Origin of the sequence: Novosphingobium aeonii (assembly GCF_052279045.1) — a bacterium.
In the GTDB taxonomy this organism is placed as follows: domain Bacteria; phylum Pseudomonadota; class Alphaproteobacteria; order Sphingomonadales; family Sphingomonadaceae; genus Novosphingobium.
In genome coordinates, this window is sequence record NZ_CP176832.1 from 1,220,717 (window position 1) to 1,234,949 (window position 14,233).

Here is a 14,233-nt window from a genome sequence, read left to right on the forward strand (position 1 = left end):
CGCCGCGCCTATCTTTCCGCCGAACGCAATTATCAGGAAGGATTTCCCATGGACCTCAAGATCGCCGGCAAGACCGCTCTCGTCACCGGATCGACCGCCGGCATCGGCCTTGCCATTGCCGCCCGGCTGGCGGACGAAGGGGCCGAAGTCGTGGTTACCGGCCGCAACCAGGCCAAGCTCGATGCGGCTGCCGAGGTTGTCGGCCGCCTTGGCAAGGTGCGCCCGGTGCTCGCCGATCCCGCCACTGCCGAAGGTGCGCAGGCGCTGATCGCGGCGGTTCCCGAGGTCGATATCCTCGTCAACAACCTCGGCATCTACGAGGCGCGGCCCTTCGTCGAGATCACCGACGCGGAATGGCTGAACTTCTTCGAGGTCAATGTCCTCAGCGGCATCCGTCTTTCGCGCCACTATTTCCCGGGAATGCTGGAGCGTGACTGGGGCCGCGTGATCTTCATCTCCAGCGAAAGCGGGCTGATGACGCCGGGCGAGATGGTTCACTACGGCATGACCAAGACCGCGCAGCTTGCCGTCGCGCGCGGCATGGCCGACGCCACGCGCGGCACGAAAGTCACCGTCAACAGCGTGCTGCCGGGGCCGACGCGTTCGGAAGGCATCGTCGAGTTCATCCGCTCGGTGGTGGAGAACAAGGACGCCTCCGAAGCCGAGCGCGAGGAGGAGTTCTTCTCCCGGCTGCGTCCGCTCTCGCTGATCCGCCGCCTGATCGAGGCGGACGAAGTGGCGGCGATGACCGCATTCCTCGCCAGCCCGCTCGCCGCCGTGACCAACGGCGCGGCGATCCGGGCAGAGGGCGGGATCCTGCCGACTATCGCCTGATCCATGAAGACCGGTGCAGGGCGCGGTTCAAGCCGCGTCCTGCCCTTGCAGACTATGGGCGCCGGCCATGGGGGGCCAACCTCAGGGGCCCACCACGGGAATCTTCCAGCCGCGTCTCGGTATTTGTCCCGATGGGGCTCCCGGACTGCACGGTGCATGATCCAGCCTTGCGAGTGTTGTCGCTTCGGCAGCATGACGGGAGCTGTATCATGCAGGATCAATCGTGGAAAATCTTCACCGGCGCCACTTTCCTGCTGCTGGTCTTTGCGGTGATCCCCAAGGCGTGGAGCCAGGACCCGGCGCCGCCTGCGGTGTCGTCCGGGGCCGATGCCCGCGACAAGGTCGTGGAGGTCTGCATGGCCGAAGCCAAGGCGCGCGGGGAAAAGCAGGGCGCGGTGGACGTCGCCATCCGCAAGGTCGAGGACACCGACAAGAAGAGCGACGGCCGCGCCTCGCTCCGGGCCGAGGTCGATGTGACGACCCGCGAGAAGGACGGCAAGATCAAGACCACGCAGAAGACCATCAAGTGCGATACCCGCGACGGCGTCATTACGGGGTTCAAGTATTAGCCGTCCTTGCGGATGTCTTCCGGGATAGACGCAGACCAATCGCGACAGCCTCGGCATGATGGGCTTTCCCACTGTCAGCGGCGGCTTTCCATCAGCGGCTGGATGCGGGTGCCGAAGGCTTCCACGCCTTCGATGAAGTCGTCGAAAGTGAGGAGGACGCCGCCGGTGTTGGGCACTTGCGCCATTTCGTCCAGCATCCGCGCCACGCTTTCGTAGCTGCCGACCAGCGTGCCCATGTTGATGTTCACCGCGCCTTCGGGTGCCGCGAGCTGGCGGACGTTGGTGTCGGTGTTCACGGTGTCCTTCGCGCCCTGATCCGCCAGCCAGGCGATGGCTTCAAGGTCGACGCCGTCGTTGTAGCTCTTCCACTTGGCCATGGCCTCTTCGTCGGTTTCGGCGGCGATCACCATGACGAGGACGAAGACCGAGACTGCGCGTCCGCTCTCTGCCGTGAATTTCGCGAGGCGTTCGTTGTTGAAGACGAAGGCGGTAGGCGTGTTCACCCCCTTGCCGAGGCAGAAGGCATAGTCCGCCCACTTCGCCGAGAAGGCCAGCCCCGCATCGGACGAGCCCGCGCAGATGATCTTCATCTCCGCCTCAGGCTGGGGGCGGACGAGGCAATCTTCCATCTGGTAGTACTTGCCCTTGAAGTCGGAGCGGCCGGTTTCCCAGAGTTCGCGCAGGACCTGCGCATATTCGCCCAGCACTTCGTAGCGGTTGCGGAAGTGCTCCTCGCCCGGCCAGAGCCCCATCTGGGTATATTCCGGGGGCTGCCAGCCGGTGATGAGGTTGAGCCCGAAGCGGCCGTGGCTGATGCTGTCGATCGTGTTGCACATGCGCGCGGCGAAGGCCGGCGGGATGATGAGCGTGGGGCAGGTGGCGAAGATCCTGATCTTCTCGGTCACGGCGGCGAGCCCGGCCATCAGGGTGAAGCTTTCCAGGCCATATTCCCAGAACTCGGTCTTGCCGCCGAAGCCGCGCAGCTTGATCATCGAGAGCAGGAAATCCAGCCCGTGCTTCTCGGCGCTTTGCGCAATCTGCTTGTTGAGATCGAAGCTGGGTTTGTATTGCGGCGCGTTCTCGCTGATCAGCCAGCCGTTGTTGTTGATGGGAACGAAAACGCCGACCTGCATGATTAGCTGCTCCTGAGAAAATCGAGGACGAGGCGATTGAAGTTTACGGGATCGGTGACGTTGCAGGCGTGGCCGCCCCATTCGAACAGGGCGACTTCGGCGCTCTCCACCGGCGCGGCGAGATCCAGCGCGGTGGCATGGGGCACCAGGAAATCGTCACGGGCGGCAATGACCAGCAGGTTTTCCAGCGCGGCAAGACCGGCGGGATCGGGGGCATAGGCCTGCACGGCGGCGATGCGCTTGGCCGTGGTCGCCACGCCGGGAAATGCGGCAAGGTGATGCGCGAGTTCCGCCTTCAGCGCATCGTCATGCGCGGCGATCCAGTCCGGCGGGAAGAGGAACAGCGGCTGGGCTTCGAGAAAGGCCTGCGGCCCGGCGCCGTGCAGCAGGGCGAGGCGGGCGGCGAAGCAGCGGCGGGTATGGGGAGAAAGCGCGCGCCAGCCGTTGATGACGGTCAGCCGCTCGATCCTGCCGGTGCGGATGGCGGTTTCCACGCCGATCGCACCGCCAAGCGCATGGCCGATGAAATGCGCGCGCTCGACCCCGAGAGCGTCCATCAGCAGGATCACGTCGCTCGCCATGTCTGCTACCGAAGTGGTTTCCGGCAGGGTGCGGTCGCTGCGGCCGGTGCCGCGATGGTCGTAGGCGATGACGCGGAAGTGTTCGGCAAGGGCAGGGCGGTTTGGCGCCCAGTAGCCCGCCGAGCCGCCGAGGCCGCTGGACAGGATCAGCGCGGGCGCATCGGCGCTGCCGTGGATTTCGTAATGGAGCCCGGCAACCTCAGCCAAGATGGGCGACCGAGGCGATCTCGACCAGGCAGTCCGGCTTCACCAGTTCGCACTTGATGCAGTAGCGGGCCGGTTTGTCTCCGGGAAAGTACTCGGCATAGACGGCGTTGAAGGCGGCATAGTCTGCCAGGTCCTTGAGGAAGATGTGGTTCATGGCAATGTCGGCCATGGTGCCGCCGGCCGCTTCCACGGTGATCCTGATGACGTCCAGGACATGGCGGGTCTGCGCGGCGGCATCGCCGACGTGCAGCACCGTGCCGCCTTCGCCAAGCGCGAGCACGCCCGAGACGTAGACCGTGTTTCCCGCTTTGGCGCCCGCCGAATAAGGCGCGATGGGCGCGGGGAACTGCGGCGGGTTGATCGGTTCGAATGGCATTACGGCTCCCCCAATGGTGTCTCGCGCGCCGGAAGCTGGCCGACGGCGGTGCGGAAATCGGCGACGCTGCTTACCCAGCCGAAGAATTTCTCGACATTGTAGAGGCTTGCCTCCCGGATGAAGTCCGGCCCAAGGTGATGGACCGCGTCTTCCAGCAGCACCCCGAAATATTCGAGATGGAAACCGTCGCGCAGGGTCGATTCGACGCAGACGTTGGTGGCGATGCCGGTGAACACCAGCGTGCGGATGCCGCGCGCGCGCAGCACAGAATCGAGCTGCGAGTTGAAGAACGCCGAGTAGCGCGGCTTGTGGACGCGCAGGTCCCCCGGTTGCGGGGTCAGCGCCTCGACCAGCTCATAGTCCCAACCGCCGCGGGCCAGGAAACGGCCCGCCAGTTCGGGCCGCTTGCGCATGGTCTTGAGCGCGTTGGACTTGTGCCAGTTGGGGGACTGCGGGGTGCCGGCCTCGGCATAGTCCGCATCCCAGCCGTTCTGGAGGAAGATCACCGGCATCCCGGCATGGCGGGCAATGTCGAGCACTTCGGCAACCCGGCCGATCGTTGCCGCGGCGGGGCCGACATCGAAACCCGCCTCGTCCACATAGCCGCCCTTGCTGGCATAGGCGTTCTGCATGTCGACGACGATGATCGCCGTGCTTTCGGGGTGCAGCCTGATCGGTTCGGGACGTGCCGGCAGGGTCACCGAGGGACCGGTGCCGGCGGGGACGGGATCGACGATCGCTTCGTTCACCCTTCGCACTATTGTGCAGTTGCAACAGGAGATCAAGCGGTTGCGGCCGCGCGGCGCGCCGGTTCCGGTCGGGGGTGTTTCAGTATGCGTTCTGTACCGTTTGTGTCGGTTTGTACTGCTGCTCAAGCACTTCGAGGAAATGGGCGTTCCGGCGCTGGTTTTCCGATCCCAGCGCCTCGATATCGAGGGTATGGAACAGTTCCACGCCGAAAGCGCGGTCTTCCACCCAGCGCACCTGGCCGACGTGCTCCACGTTTTCCGGCATGCGGATGCAGACGATCTCGTCATGACGAAGCGCGGATTCCTGCGGTTTCATGCCCCGCAGGGCAAGGCACATGCCCCGCTCCGAGACGTTGCGCACGATCACCGGCTGCTCGGCGGCAGTCTGCTGTGCGGGGGACTGGCGCAGAAGGCTGGCGCCGATCAGCGTCCGCATCCGCGGCGCGCGGGGCCTCAGCCGCCGGACGGGAAGGAATGCCGCATCGAGGAGTTCCGCCTCCGTCATCCCCAGGATGGCGGCGTAAACCGCCGTTTCCATAGAACTCGCCATGAACACCTCCTGCTGGGACAGATTGGGACAAGATCGGGGGTTGGGACCGTCACCAGATACGTCGGGGCTCTGCATCGCCATGGTCCCGGTCCCGCCGCCATGGTGCTGTCCGGGACCTTCCGCCGGCGTTAAGCTGCCGCATCGGAATTCTCCGCAGCAATCGATTGGAGCCAAGCAATCCCGCTCGTGGTGCGGAAGTCACAGTTTCATTGCATAATTTGCACTTCGCATATCGCCCCCTTGCCGCGCTGCGAAAAATCCTGACATGAAGCCTTGGAATGCTGCGTCAGTACGAACTTGTCGAACGCGTGAAGGAATACGCGCCCCAGGCCGATGAGGCCCTGCTCAACCGTGCCTATGTCTATACGGTGCAGAAACACGGGACGCAGAAACGCGCCAGCGGCGACCCCTATTTCAGCCACCCGGTCGAAGTCGCGGGCCTGATGACCGAGTTGAAACTCGACCAGCAGACGATCATCACCGCGCTGCTCCACGATACGGTGGAGGATACCCTCGCAACGATCGAGGAGATCGAGAAGCTGTTCGGCCCCGACGTCGCCCGGCTGGTGGACGGCGTTACCAAGCTCTCCAAGATCGACGTGATGACCGAGAACGAGCGCGCGGCCGAAAACCTGCGCAAGTTCCTGCTCGCGATGAGCGAGGATCTGCGCGTCCTGCTGGTCAAGCTGGCTGACCGGCTGCACAACATGCGCACCCTTCATTACATCAAGAAGGAGGACAAGCGCCGCCGCATCGCCCGCGAAACCATGGATATCTACGCCCCGCTCGCCGAGCGCGTGGGCATGTACGAATACATGCGCGAAATGCAGATGCTGGCGTTCGAGCAACTCGAACCGGAAGGCTATGCCACGATCACCGGCCGGCTTGAGCAGATTCGCAGCGAGGAGGGCGGCCAGGTTGATTCCATCGCCCTTTCCATCAAGCAGGCGCTGGCCGAAGCGGGAATGAACGTCGAGGTTTCGGGGCGCGAGAAACACCCCTACTCGATCTGGCGCAAGATGGCGGAACGTCACGTCACCTTCGAGCAGATCACTGACATCATGGCGTTCCGCGTCCTCACCGATACGCCGGAGGAATGCTACAAGGCGCTCGGCATTCTCCACCAGACCTGGCAGATGATCCCGGGCCGCTTCAAGGACTACATCTCCACTCCCAAGTCCAACGGCTACCAGTCGCTCCACACGGCGCTGATCTTCGAGCGCTCGATGCGCATGGAAGTGCAGATCCGCACGCGCGAGATGCATCGGACGAACGAGTTCGGCCTCGCTGCGCACTGGGCCTACAAGCAGGGCGGGGCGCGACCCGACGGGCAGGTCGGCTGGCTGCGCGACCTGATCGAGATCGTCGACGCCAGCCACGACGCCGAGGAACTGCTCGAGAACACCAAGATGGCGATCTATCAGGATCGCATCTTCGCATTCACACCCAAGGGTGCGCTGTTCCAGCTTCCCAAGGGTTCTACGGCGGTGGATTTCGCCTATGCCGTCCATACCAATCTCGGCAATGCGGCGGTCGGCGTGAAGATCAACGGCCGCCACATGCCGCTGCGTACGCAGCTTGCCAACGGCGATGTGGTGGAAATCATCAAGAGCCCGAATTCCGAGCCGCAGCTTTCGTGGCTGGGCTTCGTCGTCACTGGCAAGGCGCGCGCCTCCATTCGCCGCGCCGTTCGCGCGAAGGAACGGCAGGAAGTGGCGGAGATCGGCGCCAAGCTGCTCGACGAGATCATGGGCCGCCTGCCTGGCCGCATCGGCAAGAAGGCGATCGACGGCGCCATCCAGCGTCTCGACATGCGCGACGACGAGGACCTAATGTTTGCCGTTGGCTCGGCGCGTCTTACCGACCGTCAGGTGATGGAAGCGCTGGTGCCGGGCAGCACCGCCGAATTACCCGATGACAGCGATTGGGCGCATACCGAACGCGCAATCTCCATACGCGGCCTGACGCCGGGGATGGGTTTCGAACTGGCCGATTGCTGCCACCCGGTCCCCGGGGACCGCATCGTCGGCCTGCGGCGGCCGGATCACAAGGTGGAGGTCCATGCGATCGACTGTATGACGCTCGCCAGCGGTACCGATTTCGACTGGCTCGACTTGTCCTGGGGCGAGCGCACGACCGGCGCGGTGGGGCGCCTTAGTCTGGTGCTCTACAATCGGCCGGGCACGCTTGCCGAGGTCACGCAGATTCTCGCGACCAACCGCGCCAATGTGACCAACCTCCAGATGGTTCATCGCGACGAGCCTTTCGGTACGTACGAAGTCGATCTGGAGGTGAGCGACCTTGCGCATCTCACGCGGATCGTCGGAGCTCTGCGGGCGAGCGAGGCCGTTGCCGAGGCCGAGCGCATCTGACGGCGCGGTTCAGGGGTCAGTATTCCAGGCTGACCCCGACCTCGTCGCCTTCCGCCAGTCCTTCGGCGCGCCGCACGCTGGCCTTTACCGGGAGCAGCCAGCCACCGTCGGACTTGCTGGGAAATACCGAAGTGGCAAAACAGGTGTCGCCGATTCGTGCCTGGACCTTGAGCGAGCCGAAGCCGCGCGCCGTTCCTTCCAGCTTGCGCATCACGGCCGTGCCGGAGAGCGCCTCTCCTGCCTCGCCGTCGATAGTGACGAAGTGCCAGGTCCCATTGCCGGATCCCTCCGTCCAGCGCCAAAGTCGCCCGGTGTGGGAGAGCTGCTCGAGCAGCGTCACGGCCTGACCTCGCGGATCGGCACGGGAACGTTGCACACGTCCACGCCTCCGGCGGGCTGAATGTAGAAGTCGTCCTTCCGGTTTGCGCGCTTCTCGAGATAGGCTGCGAAACTGCGGCTGTCGGTGGAGAGGTATTCGTAGGTGGGCAATCCGGGCACCTCGCTGCCCATGCGGACGGAGCGAATCGCCACGCGCTCGGCAGCTGTCTTGTAGAAGCCGATCTCGCCGGTGCCGCGCGGCAGGGCGGAAAGGTTTTCCATTCCCGAGATCACCCGTCCTACGACGGCGATATTCCGGTCCAGTTGGCGCGGAGCCTGCCCGATCACGGCGTAGAGTTCTGCGCCGGTGCCGGTATCGGGCGAATTGTTCCGGCCCACGCCGACCCCGCCATAGCAATGGAGAGGCCAGGCCGCCGTGCCGCTCGCTCCAGGCCCCACACCCACGCCCACGGGCCAGCCATCGACGAACATCGTGCTGGCAGCGTAGGAATCCTTGCTCGAAATGCCGGCGCCTGCCTTGCCGATCGACGCTACGTATTCGTCCTCAGGCACGGCCGTGAGCCCTTTCGGCAGCGGCTTGGCCTTCGCCGGATTCTCGCCTTCCGGGTCGCCCCACTGCACCACATAATTGTCCTGAACGCGAACCACCGCGATCCCGTCGTACCAGCGTGCGGCAACGAGCTTGCGGATGTTGCCGGTCCAGCCTTGCGAGAACGGGGCCGGCATCAACTGGATCACCACGCGCCGGCCTTTCCCCGAACCGTCGGGCGCGAGGTCCATGACCAGGAGATTCGATGGTGCGATCCGCACCCAGTCCTTTGCCGGTGCCGCTGCGACGACATCGTTCGGAGTGCGCGCAGAAGGCCCTTCGTCCGCGAGCAAAGGGGTGGCAAGAAAGGTGCAAATCGCGAGCGCGGAAAAGAATTTGTGCATCAAGTGCGTGTGGCACGACCAGACGGCTTGCGAAACCCTTCGTCGCAGGCTAGGGCGCCCGCCTTACCAGTGCAATGCGGAGCGGTGGCCGAGTGGTCGAAGGCGCTCGCCTGGAAAGTGAGTATACGCCAAAAGCGTATCGAGGGTTCGAATCCCTCCCGCTCCGCCATCGCGCTTTGATTTTGCTGGATAATTTCCCGCCAAGGCACTCCGCTCCCATAAACGCTCCCCAATAGCGTGTTCGCTCGAAGCTGGACGGGACAGGACGAGATGAGCGCTAGGCGCTATCGAATAAATGGCGGGAACGGCTCGCCTGCCCAATCATCGCGATTCCTGAATGGCCAGACGTTCCAATCACCATGAGCGTCCATGGCTGCATCGAGCTTCGCGTTCCGGGCCTTAATCCATCGATCGACCGGCCGCAGAATGCCTAGCGTCAACGGCACGAGAGCGCCTAGCCCCGCGATGCGAATGAAGTTGGCCGTGGGCCACTCATAGGGCTGATCAGCATCAAGGAAGGCTGCATACCGTTTAAGCAGCGCCATTTCCTCTGGCGCAGCGGCATCTCTGCCGATCATTCGGCGCGGCTTGTGATCATCGTAAAAAAGCCACACCATCGAACCCACCGCCTCAAGCGCCTGATCCGCCTTGTTCGTTGGCCAGTCCGATTCCAGATCGTCGCTCGTAATCTCCCCATGGAGAAATTGCCGGATCAACGTCGCGGCCTGGTCTCGCTTTAGGCGATCGATCATCCATGCAAGTTGCCGGATAGGTCGCGACGCATCAACAGCGGACAGGCCGCCGTGGCGCTAACGCGCGTATCCCGCCGGTAAGATCACCGTATGCAGCCGGGCATTTTAGACGAGCTGTCTGGAACGCCGCCAAAAGCGAAAATCTAAGCACACCCTACGCGACCAATCGCAGGCAAAAGGCCAGCATTTCTGCGGCTTTCCAGAGATGGCAGCTTCCCAGTCAGATTCAATTGGGCGCCGATCGGCAAGTCGGATTCAAATCAGCATGCGGCTAAGGCGCAGAAATGCGCCGTTTCGTCACGATGGAAGCCAAGGCGCGCACCAATTGAATTTGACTTGCTGTTGAGCAAGTCGGCGGCACCCGGTCGTGATTAGCTGCCGTTCCGCGCAGCCAACAATCTAACCTTTTTCCGCGTTCCGCTCGTTTTGTAACTCGCCAACCCAAGACGCGATGGGCGCTCTCGATGAATCACGACATCCGCACCACGCTCTCGCAAGAAACGCCGGAATCTTTGGCAGTTCTTCCGTCCCCACACACCAACATATCGTTTCATCCAAGGTGCTTGGCGATAGGAGGCATGCCCGCTGAATGCTTCATCTAGTTCCGTGAGGGTCATGTAGCGGTCGAGCATCGACAGCGGCACGACGCATACTATCGGGTCGCTTCCTACAACAAACGCAGTGTCTGGGAATTCATAGGCAGGGATTTGAAGGTGCATACCGCAAGTATCGCCGCAAACCAGACCGTCTGCAATGGGGCGTTAGCGGACCAGCCGCGCCATAGCTTTCACGTATCGCGCCGCCGCCAACGCTTCCGCTGATCGCGCGCCGTGCTTGAGAGCATTTCGATTACCTTTCGGCGCTCCGCTGCCCTTCCCGCCGTGCATTCGACAGCGCCGGCTCCCTTTCACCGCCGGAGATTGGCACGCCGTCCCCGAGCGGGTCCGGGCTAGGCAGCGCGGCGCATTCGCCAGATTGGCCGGCTCCGGCTGCATGGGGTTGATCGGCTGATTGTCCATTTTGCTGGCCCCCGGTGTGATGGTGGAATTGATCGGCGATGACGGCCTGGCCGCCCTCGTTGACGTGGACATGGCGCACCGTCTGTTCGCGCGGCTGGTGCAACTTCGCCAGGGCTTCAAGGGCGGCCCGGCTCTGGGCCTGAGCCTTCATGGCGATACGGCCATAGGTCTCCGTCGCGCCAAGATATTCCCCCATGTTCAGCGCCATGCGCCGAGCCATCTCGGTAAAGATTGTGTCCAGCGTCACGGCTTGGGCGGCCAGCATTCGGCTGGCGAACGCTAGGTCGCCCTCGGCCGCTCTGTTCGCGCGTTCCTGCACGGCATCGGCATAGTCGCCGGCACCGGGCGCAAAATCGGACGCCCCCATCTGCGGCTTCATGATTTGGGAGACAGTCACGCCATGCCGAAAGTCCGGAGCGACTATCGCTTTGGCCGTCGCCAGGTGCTCTCGTTCATCTGCCTTTTGGTTCACTTGCAAGGCGTCGTTCCGGCTGGACTTCGCCGGGGCTGTCACGCCAGCCGCCTTCGGCTTTCGCGCAGATCGAGTGGCCTTCGCTCCAATAGCTTCACTCATTTTACCACACCTCCAAATTGATCTTCGCCAGCCGTCAACCGCACCACACCACCACCGCACTCTCTAAAGAGAGGTGCGGGTGGTGCGGCAGGGTTTCAGAGCGGGTCCGCGCCCGCACTTTCCGCACCTTCCGCACCACACGTTTGAAGGTGTGGACGTGGACCTATTTCGCTGGGGTCCACCGCCTTGCCGACAACGACAAAAGGCACGTCCCGCCCGTTGATCGTCCGATGCTCGACTGCCAGCGCATCATTCCGCCGCCATGTGCGGACGATGGCCTTGATCCGTCCCTTGTCGGTTTCAGCGGACAGGCCCGCCACCTTGGCGACTAGATGGCCGACCCAATCCTTGGCCTGCACGCTCTCGCGCCAGTCGCCGGCCGCAAGCCCCTGCTGGACCATGTAGAGGTGCCAGGTAGTCAGGCCGTGGAACACGTCGGGCTTTTCCCAGAGCGTGGCGACGCCAACGAAGTCGGACGGCTCCAGCCCATCGCCGTTGTCGAGACTCTGGCTTTCCAGCTTGATCCAGGTGGCGGAGTCGGGCGGCGCACGATTGGCCTTGCCTGTATCGATGCGCACCAGCGAACGGCGCAGCGCGGGATCGGCGATGCCCAATTCCTCGGCTTCCTTGTCACCCATGGGATTGAGGGGCAGCACGACGCGGGCGGCATCGCGCAAGGCAACCGCGCCGCGCCCGTCCTCGGCCGTCACCTCGCGCCCGCCCAGCTTGCGGGTGTGGTGGACCAGCACGACCGCGCAGCCGGTTTCCTGCGCCAGCCGCTTCCACCGCTTGGCGATGGCGTCGATGGCCTCATTGGAGCTTTCCCGCACGGCATGGCTGGAAACGAACGGATCAACGATCACCGTGGCAATACGCCGGTCCCGGATCGTGACCGCGAGCTGCGCAAAGACTTCCTCCGCCAGCGCGAAACCGTCGCGGTCCTCGCTAGCCGTGCAGAGCGGCTGGACCAGCCCACTATCAAGGTGCAACCGATCTCCGCAATCGACAGGACCAATCCCATGATAGGCACAGGCAGCGGACAATTGCCGCTCCAGTTCGTCGGTTCCGTCCTCAAGGTTGAAGATCCACACGGCTTGCGCCCCGCGATGCAGCGGCTTGCCCAAGAGCGGCTGCCCGCTGGCGAGGCAAAGCGCGATCGTGTTGCCGATCGTGCTCTTGCCGGTGCCGCCCGGCGCGATGATGGCGGTTACCTCACCGCGCAGCAGCCAATGACCCATGAGCCATTGCCGGCGAGGCAGCGACGCGGGGTCGGGCCAACGGTACGGCGTTGCCCGCAACGCGCCGTGGCCGTTGATGCGCGCCGCCGCTTCACCCGGCCGGAGCGCTGAAAAATCGAGCGGTTCGGAGGTCAACATTGGTCAACACCCCGCGCCGCTTCAATGCGCCCGGCCACGTCGCCGCGCGGAATGTCCGCAAAATCCGCGCTGGAGTCCGCTGAGCGCGTTTCCGGCCTCGGAGTGGCCACAGACCCGCCAATAGCCTGAGCGGCCTTCCTGGCGGCTTTCAGCCCAAGATTGTCGGGCAGGTGGCAATCATCGTCGGCAGCTATGATGGGCGCGCGCGTCGGGAACAGCTTGCGCATGGCGCGCGCGACCGGTTCCAGGTTGCGCGCGGACATGGAAGCGACGACGCCAAAGCCCGTTGCCGAATAGATGGCGGCCATGGTTGCGAAGCCCTCTCCGATCACCAGCGGCCCCGTCGATGGCCTGCCGTCGCTCATATGCACGCCGTGAGGCCAGAACAGGTCAGCCGTGCGGGCATCCTTCCCGAACAGCTTGAAGCCATCAGGCCGGATGCGCTGGACGTTCCAGAGGCGGAAGCCGGGATCGACCATTGGCACCAGCAAGTCACGCCCCGCCTGGCGAATGCCGAACGGCTCCAGCGCCTTGGCGACCAAATAGGGGTGCGCAGGATCGGCGCGGCTGGCATTGGCCCACAGTTCCGCCGCGCATCGTGACGCCGTTTCCTCGGCGGCCAGCCGCTCGCGTCTGCGGGCAAGCTCGGCCTCACGGATCGAACGGCGTTCCGCCGCTGTCAGCTCACGCCCGGTATCGGCCGGTAGAAACCCGTCCGCGCGGAGCATCTCCTTGACCGCCAGCGCATCTGCACTGGTGCCGTTGTAGCAGGCGACCAGGCATCCATCCGGTGCGAGCGCACTGGCTTTGATCGCCGTGCCGCGATCCCGCTTGGAATGCCCCGGCGTGGGGATCAGCGCATTGCCCTTGCAGACTTTGCCGCCGTAGTGACGCGCGATGGCGTGAATATCGACGATCACAGCGCGGACTCCTTCACCCGATGGCCGGGCCGCTTGTGTTTCTGACAGCGCCGGTTCGGCTCGAATTTGGCCGAGGCGGCTGGCGTCGTGATCGTGAACGGCTCGCCGCAATCCGCGCACTGCGAAGTCCATTCCAGGATCGTCGCCACCGTGCCGTCCCGGCGCTCACGCTGAAATGTGCCGGTTACTGCGTAGCGCTGGCCTCGATATGTCCGCTCGGTCATGACAGCGCCTCCCGGCTTTCGGAGCCAAGATCGGGCACGATCCAGACGATCGCCTGCCGGCCGCTGGGATTGGTCCGCGTGCGGCCGGAATCGATCACGCGCTTGGCGGAAACCAATTCGGAGATACGCGGCTGGATGCCCCAGCGGTCACGGCCCGACGCGTCCACGACCTCCAGAGCGGTCATGCCGCGCGCGCCGGCCTCGTGGATCAGACGATAGGAGATCGCCCGCAAGGTATCGGCTTCGCTGCCCATAGACGCCAAAGCGGCGCGGCTGGTGTGGGTGGAGCGCCTAGACATGGGCACCTCCATCGAAAGCGAGCACGGCGATCGTCGCGGCCATTTCCGGGCGGATGCCGTAGCTGCCGATCAGGTGTTGAGCGCGGAGGGTGGAGAGCGTAAGAGCGTCTTGGAAACAGCCGCCACAGCTATTCCGCGACGCCCCGCTGCCCACCAGCGGGGTTTCGCATTTCCGGGGCATGGCTCACACCTCCCCCGCGATCAGGGCGTGGAGCGCCTCGGCCGGAATGATCGTGCGACCACCGACACGGGTAGCGCGAAGGCGACCAGCCGAAATGTGATTGTAGAGCGTGGAGCGACCAAGGCTCGATGCCTGACACGCTTCCCGAATGCTGTAACCGATCTTCGGGGGATCGGACTTGATGGACTGCATTGGTTTACCTCGGTTTGGTTTGAACCGAGGCGATCAAGGCGCATCACAAAATC

Annotated in this window: 18 protein-coding genes and 1 tRNA gene; 4 read left to right on the forward strand and 15 right to left on the reverse strand. The window is 64.1% G+C overall.

The genetic code is table 11. The annotated features are described in order from the left end of the window. Positions 1-48 precede the first annotated feature (48 nt). Positions 49-834 carry an SDR family NAD(P)-dependent oxidoreductase gene (locus tag ACLIMP_RS06175; RefSeq protein WP_132469908.1) on the forward strand — a complete coding sequence of 262 codons (786 nt, stop codon included), beginning with the start codon at positions 49-51 and terminating at the stop codon, positions 832-834. Positions 835-1,043: 209 nt separating this feature from the next. After that, complete coding sequence (locus ACLIMP_RS06180) at positions 1,044-1,403, forward strand: hypothetical protein (RefSeq protein ID WP_054436456.1); 360 nt, start codon at positions 1,044-1,046, stop codon at positions 1,401-1,403. 74 nt (positions 1,404-1,477) lie between these two features. On the opposite strand, the gene rutA is transcribed toward ACLIMP_RS06180, so the two are convergent. The 5 genes from rutA to ACLIMP_RS06205 form a co-directional block, all read right to left on the reverse strand. Further along, entirely contained in the window at positions 1,478-2,536 is a 1,059-nt protein-coding gene (gene rutA / locus ACLIMP_RS06185; protein WP_324698214.1) for a pyrimidine utilization protein A, read from the reverse strand. Positions 2,537-2,538: 2 nt separating this feature from the next. Next, positions 2,539-3,324: a pyrimidine utilization protein D gene (gene rutD / locus ACLIMP_RS06190; protein WP_324698216.1), complete on the reverse strand. Its 786-nt coding sequence runs from the start codon at positions 3,322-3,324 to the stop codon at positions 2,539-2,541. After that, positions 3,317-3,700, reverse strand: coding sequence for a pyrimidine utilization protein C (rutC, locus tag ACLIMP_RS06195; RefSeq protein ID WP_054436454.1), 384 nt, complete (start codon positions 3,698-3,700; stop codon positions 3,317-3,319). Before rutC ends, rutD begins: the two co-directional genes overlap by 8 nt. Continuing rightward, on the reverse strand, positions 3,700-4,449 hold the full coding sequence (gene rutB, locus ACLIMP_RS06200) for a pyrimidine utilization protein B (RefSeq protein ID WP_324698219.1): 750 nt from the start codon (positions 4,447-4,449) through the stop codon (positions 3,700-3,702). The genes rutC and rutB overlap by 1 nt, the downstream gene beginning before the upstream one ends. A gap of 79 nt (positions 4,450-4,528) precedes the next feature. Beyond that, on the reverse strand, positions 4,529-4,999 hold the full coding sequence (locus ACLIMP_RS06205) for a PilZ domain-containing protein (protein WP_132469906.1): 471 nt from the start codon (positions 4,997-4,999) through the stop codon (positions 4,529-4,531). A 278-nt stretch (positions 5,000-5,277) separates the two neighbouring features. Between ACLIMP_RS06205 and ACLIMP_RS06210 the strand changes: the two genes are divergently transcribed. Continuing rightward, positions 5,278-7,371, forward strand: a complete 2,094-nt coding sequence (locus tag ACLIMP_RS06210) for a RelA/SpoT family protein (protein WP_185997986.1) — start codon at positions 5,278-5,280, stop codon at positions 7,369-7,371. A 16-nt stretch (positions 7,372-7,387) separates the two neighbouring features. Here the strand turns inward: ACLIMP_RS06210 and ACLIMP_RS06215 are convergent, their stop codons facing one another. Both ACLIMP_RS06215 and ACLIMP_RS06220 read right to left on the reverse strand, forming a co-directional pair. Then, positions 7,388-7,711: a DUF1905 domain-containing protein gene (locus tag ACLIMP_RS06215; protein WP_420719861.1), complete on the reverse strand. Its 324-nt coding sequence runs from the start codon at positions 7,709-7,711 to the stop codon at positions 7,388-7,390. Then, positions 7,708-8,643 (reverse strand): peptidylprolyl isomerase, encoded by a 936-nt coding sequence (locus ACLIMP_RS06220; RefSeq protein WP_324698225.1) that lies wholly within the window; start codon positions 8,641-8,643, stop codon positions 7,708-7,710. Before ACLIMP_RS06220 ends, ACLIMP_RS06215 begins: the two co-directional genes overlap by 4 nt. Before the next feature lie 78 nt (positions 8,644-8,721). On the opposite strand from ACLIMP_RS06220, the gene ACLIMP_RS06225 reads away from it, so the two are divergent. Further along, a tRNA-Ser gene (locus tag ACLIMP_RS06225) sits at positions 8,722-8,812 on the forward strand. A gap of 115 nt (positions 8,813-8,927) precedes the next feature. Here ACLIMP_RS06225 and ACLIMP_RS06230 read toward each other — a convergent pair. From ACLIMP_RS06230 to ACLIMP_RS06265, 8 genes are all read right to left on the reverse strand, one after another. Then, positions 8,928-9,395, reverse strand: coding sequence for a hypothetical protein (locus ACLIMP_RS06230; RefSeq protein WP_443478108.1), 468 nt, complete (start codon positions 9,393-9,395; stop codon positions 8,928-8,930). A 761-nt stretch (positions 9,396-10,156) separates the two neighbouring features. Then, positions 10,157-10,306, reverse strand: coding sequence for a hypothetical protein (locus ACLIMP_RS06235; protein ID WP_443478109.1), 150 nt, complete (start codon positions 10,304-10,306; stop codon positions 10,157-10,159). Further along, positions 10,245-10,928, reverse strand: coding sequence for a hypothetical protein (locus tag ACLIMP_RS06240; protein WP_443478158.1), 684 nt, complete (start codon positions 10,926-10,928; stop codon positions 10,245-10,247). The genes ACLIMP_RS06235 and ACLIMP_RS06240 overlap by 62 nt, the downstream gene beginning before the upstream one ends. Before the next feature lie 155 nt (positions 10,929-11,083). Then, positions 11,084-12,364, reverse strand: a complete 1,281-nt coding sequence (locus ACLIMP_RS06245) for an AAA family ATPase (protein WP_443478110.1) — start codon at positions 12,362-12,364, stop codon at positions 11,084-11,086. Next, positions 12,358-13,284 (reverse strand): toprim domain-containing protein, encoded by a 927-nt coding sequence (locus ACLIMP_RS06250; RefSeq protein WP_443478111.1) that lies wholly within the window; start codon positions 13,282-13,284, stop codon positions 12,358-12,360. The genes ACLIMP_RS06245 and ACLIMP_RS06250 overlap by 7 nt, the downstream gene beginning before the upstream one ends. Beyond that, positions 13,281-13,508: a hypothetical protein gene (locus ACLIMP_RS06255; RefSeq protein ID WP_443478112.1), complete on the reverse strand. Its 228-nt coding sequence runs from the start codon at positions 13,506-13,508 to the stop codon at positions 13,281-13,283. The genes ACLIMP_RS06250 and ACLIMP_RS06255 overlap by 4 nt, the downstream gene beginning before the upstream one ends. Continuing rightward, a complete protein-coding gene (locus ACLIMP_RS06260) occupies positions 13,505-13,807 on the reverse strand; it encodes a hypothetical protein (protein WP_443478113.1) in 303 nt (100 codons plus the stop codon). The genes ACLIMP_RS06255 and ACLIMP_RS06260 overlap by 4 nt, the downstream gene beginning before the upstream one ends. Before the next feature lie 184 nt (positions 13,808-13,991). After that, the gene (locus tag ACLIMP_RS06265) at positions 13,992-14,180 is read right to left on the reverse strand and encodes a helix-turn-helix domain-containing protein (RefSeq protein WP_443478114.1); all 189 of its coding nucleotides are present in this window, start codon (positions 14,178-14,180) and stop codon (positions 13,992-13,994) included. Positions 14,181-14,233: the final 53 nt, after the last annotated feature.

Bases quoted from the DNA above. Each gene is read 5' to 3' on its own strand.
- ACLIMP_RS06205 (WP_132469906.1), bottom strand. From the start codon at position 4,999: ATGGCGAGTTCTATGGAAACGGCGGTTTACGCCGCCATCCTGGGGATG.
- ACLIMP_RS06260 (WP_443478113.1), bottom strand. From the start codon at position 13,807: ATGTCTAGGCGCTCCACCCACACCAGCCGCGCCGCTTTGGCGTCTATG.
- ACLIMP_RS06210 (WP_185997986.1), top strand. From the start codon at position 5,278: ATGCTGCGTCAGTACGAACTTGTCGAACGCGTGAAGGAATACGCGCCC.
- ACLIMP_RS06255 (WP_443478112.1), bottom strand. From the start codon at position 13,508: ATGACCGAGCGGACATATCGAGGCCAGCGCTACGCAGTAACCGGCACA.
- rutA (WP_324698214.1), bottom strand. From the start codon at position 2,536: ATGCAGGTCGGCGTTTTCGTTCCCATCAACAACAACGGCTGGCTGATC.
- rutC (WP_054436454.1), bottom strand. From the start codon at position 3,700: ATGCCATTCGAACCGATCAACCCGCCGCAGTTCCCCGCGCCCATCGCG.
- ACLIMP_RS06265 (WP_443478114.1), bottom strand. From the start codon at position 14,180: ATGCAGTCCATCAAGTCCGATCCCCCGAAGATCGGTTACAGCATTCGG.
- ACLIMP_RS06245 (WP_443478110.1), bottom strand. From the start codon at position 12,364: ATGTTGACCTCCGAACCGCTCGATTTTTCAGCGCTCCGGCCGGGTGAA.
- ACLIMP_RS06180 (WP_054436456.1), top strand. From the start codon at position 1,044: ATGCAGGATCAATCGTGGAAAATCTTCACCGGCGCCACTTTCCTGCTG.
- ACLIMP_RS06230 (WP_443478108.1), bottom strand. From the start codon at position 9,395: ATGATCGATCGCCTAAAGCGAGACCAGGCCGCGACGTTGATCCGGCAA.
- ACLIMP_RS06220 (WP_324698225.1), bottom strand. From the start codon at position 8,643: ATGCACAAATTCTTTTCCGCGCTCGCGATTTGCACCTTTCTTGCCACC.
- ACLIMP_RS06175 (WP_132469908.1), top strand. From the start codon at position 49: ATGGACCTCAAGATCGCCGGCAAGACCGCTCTCGTCACCGGATCGACC.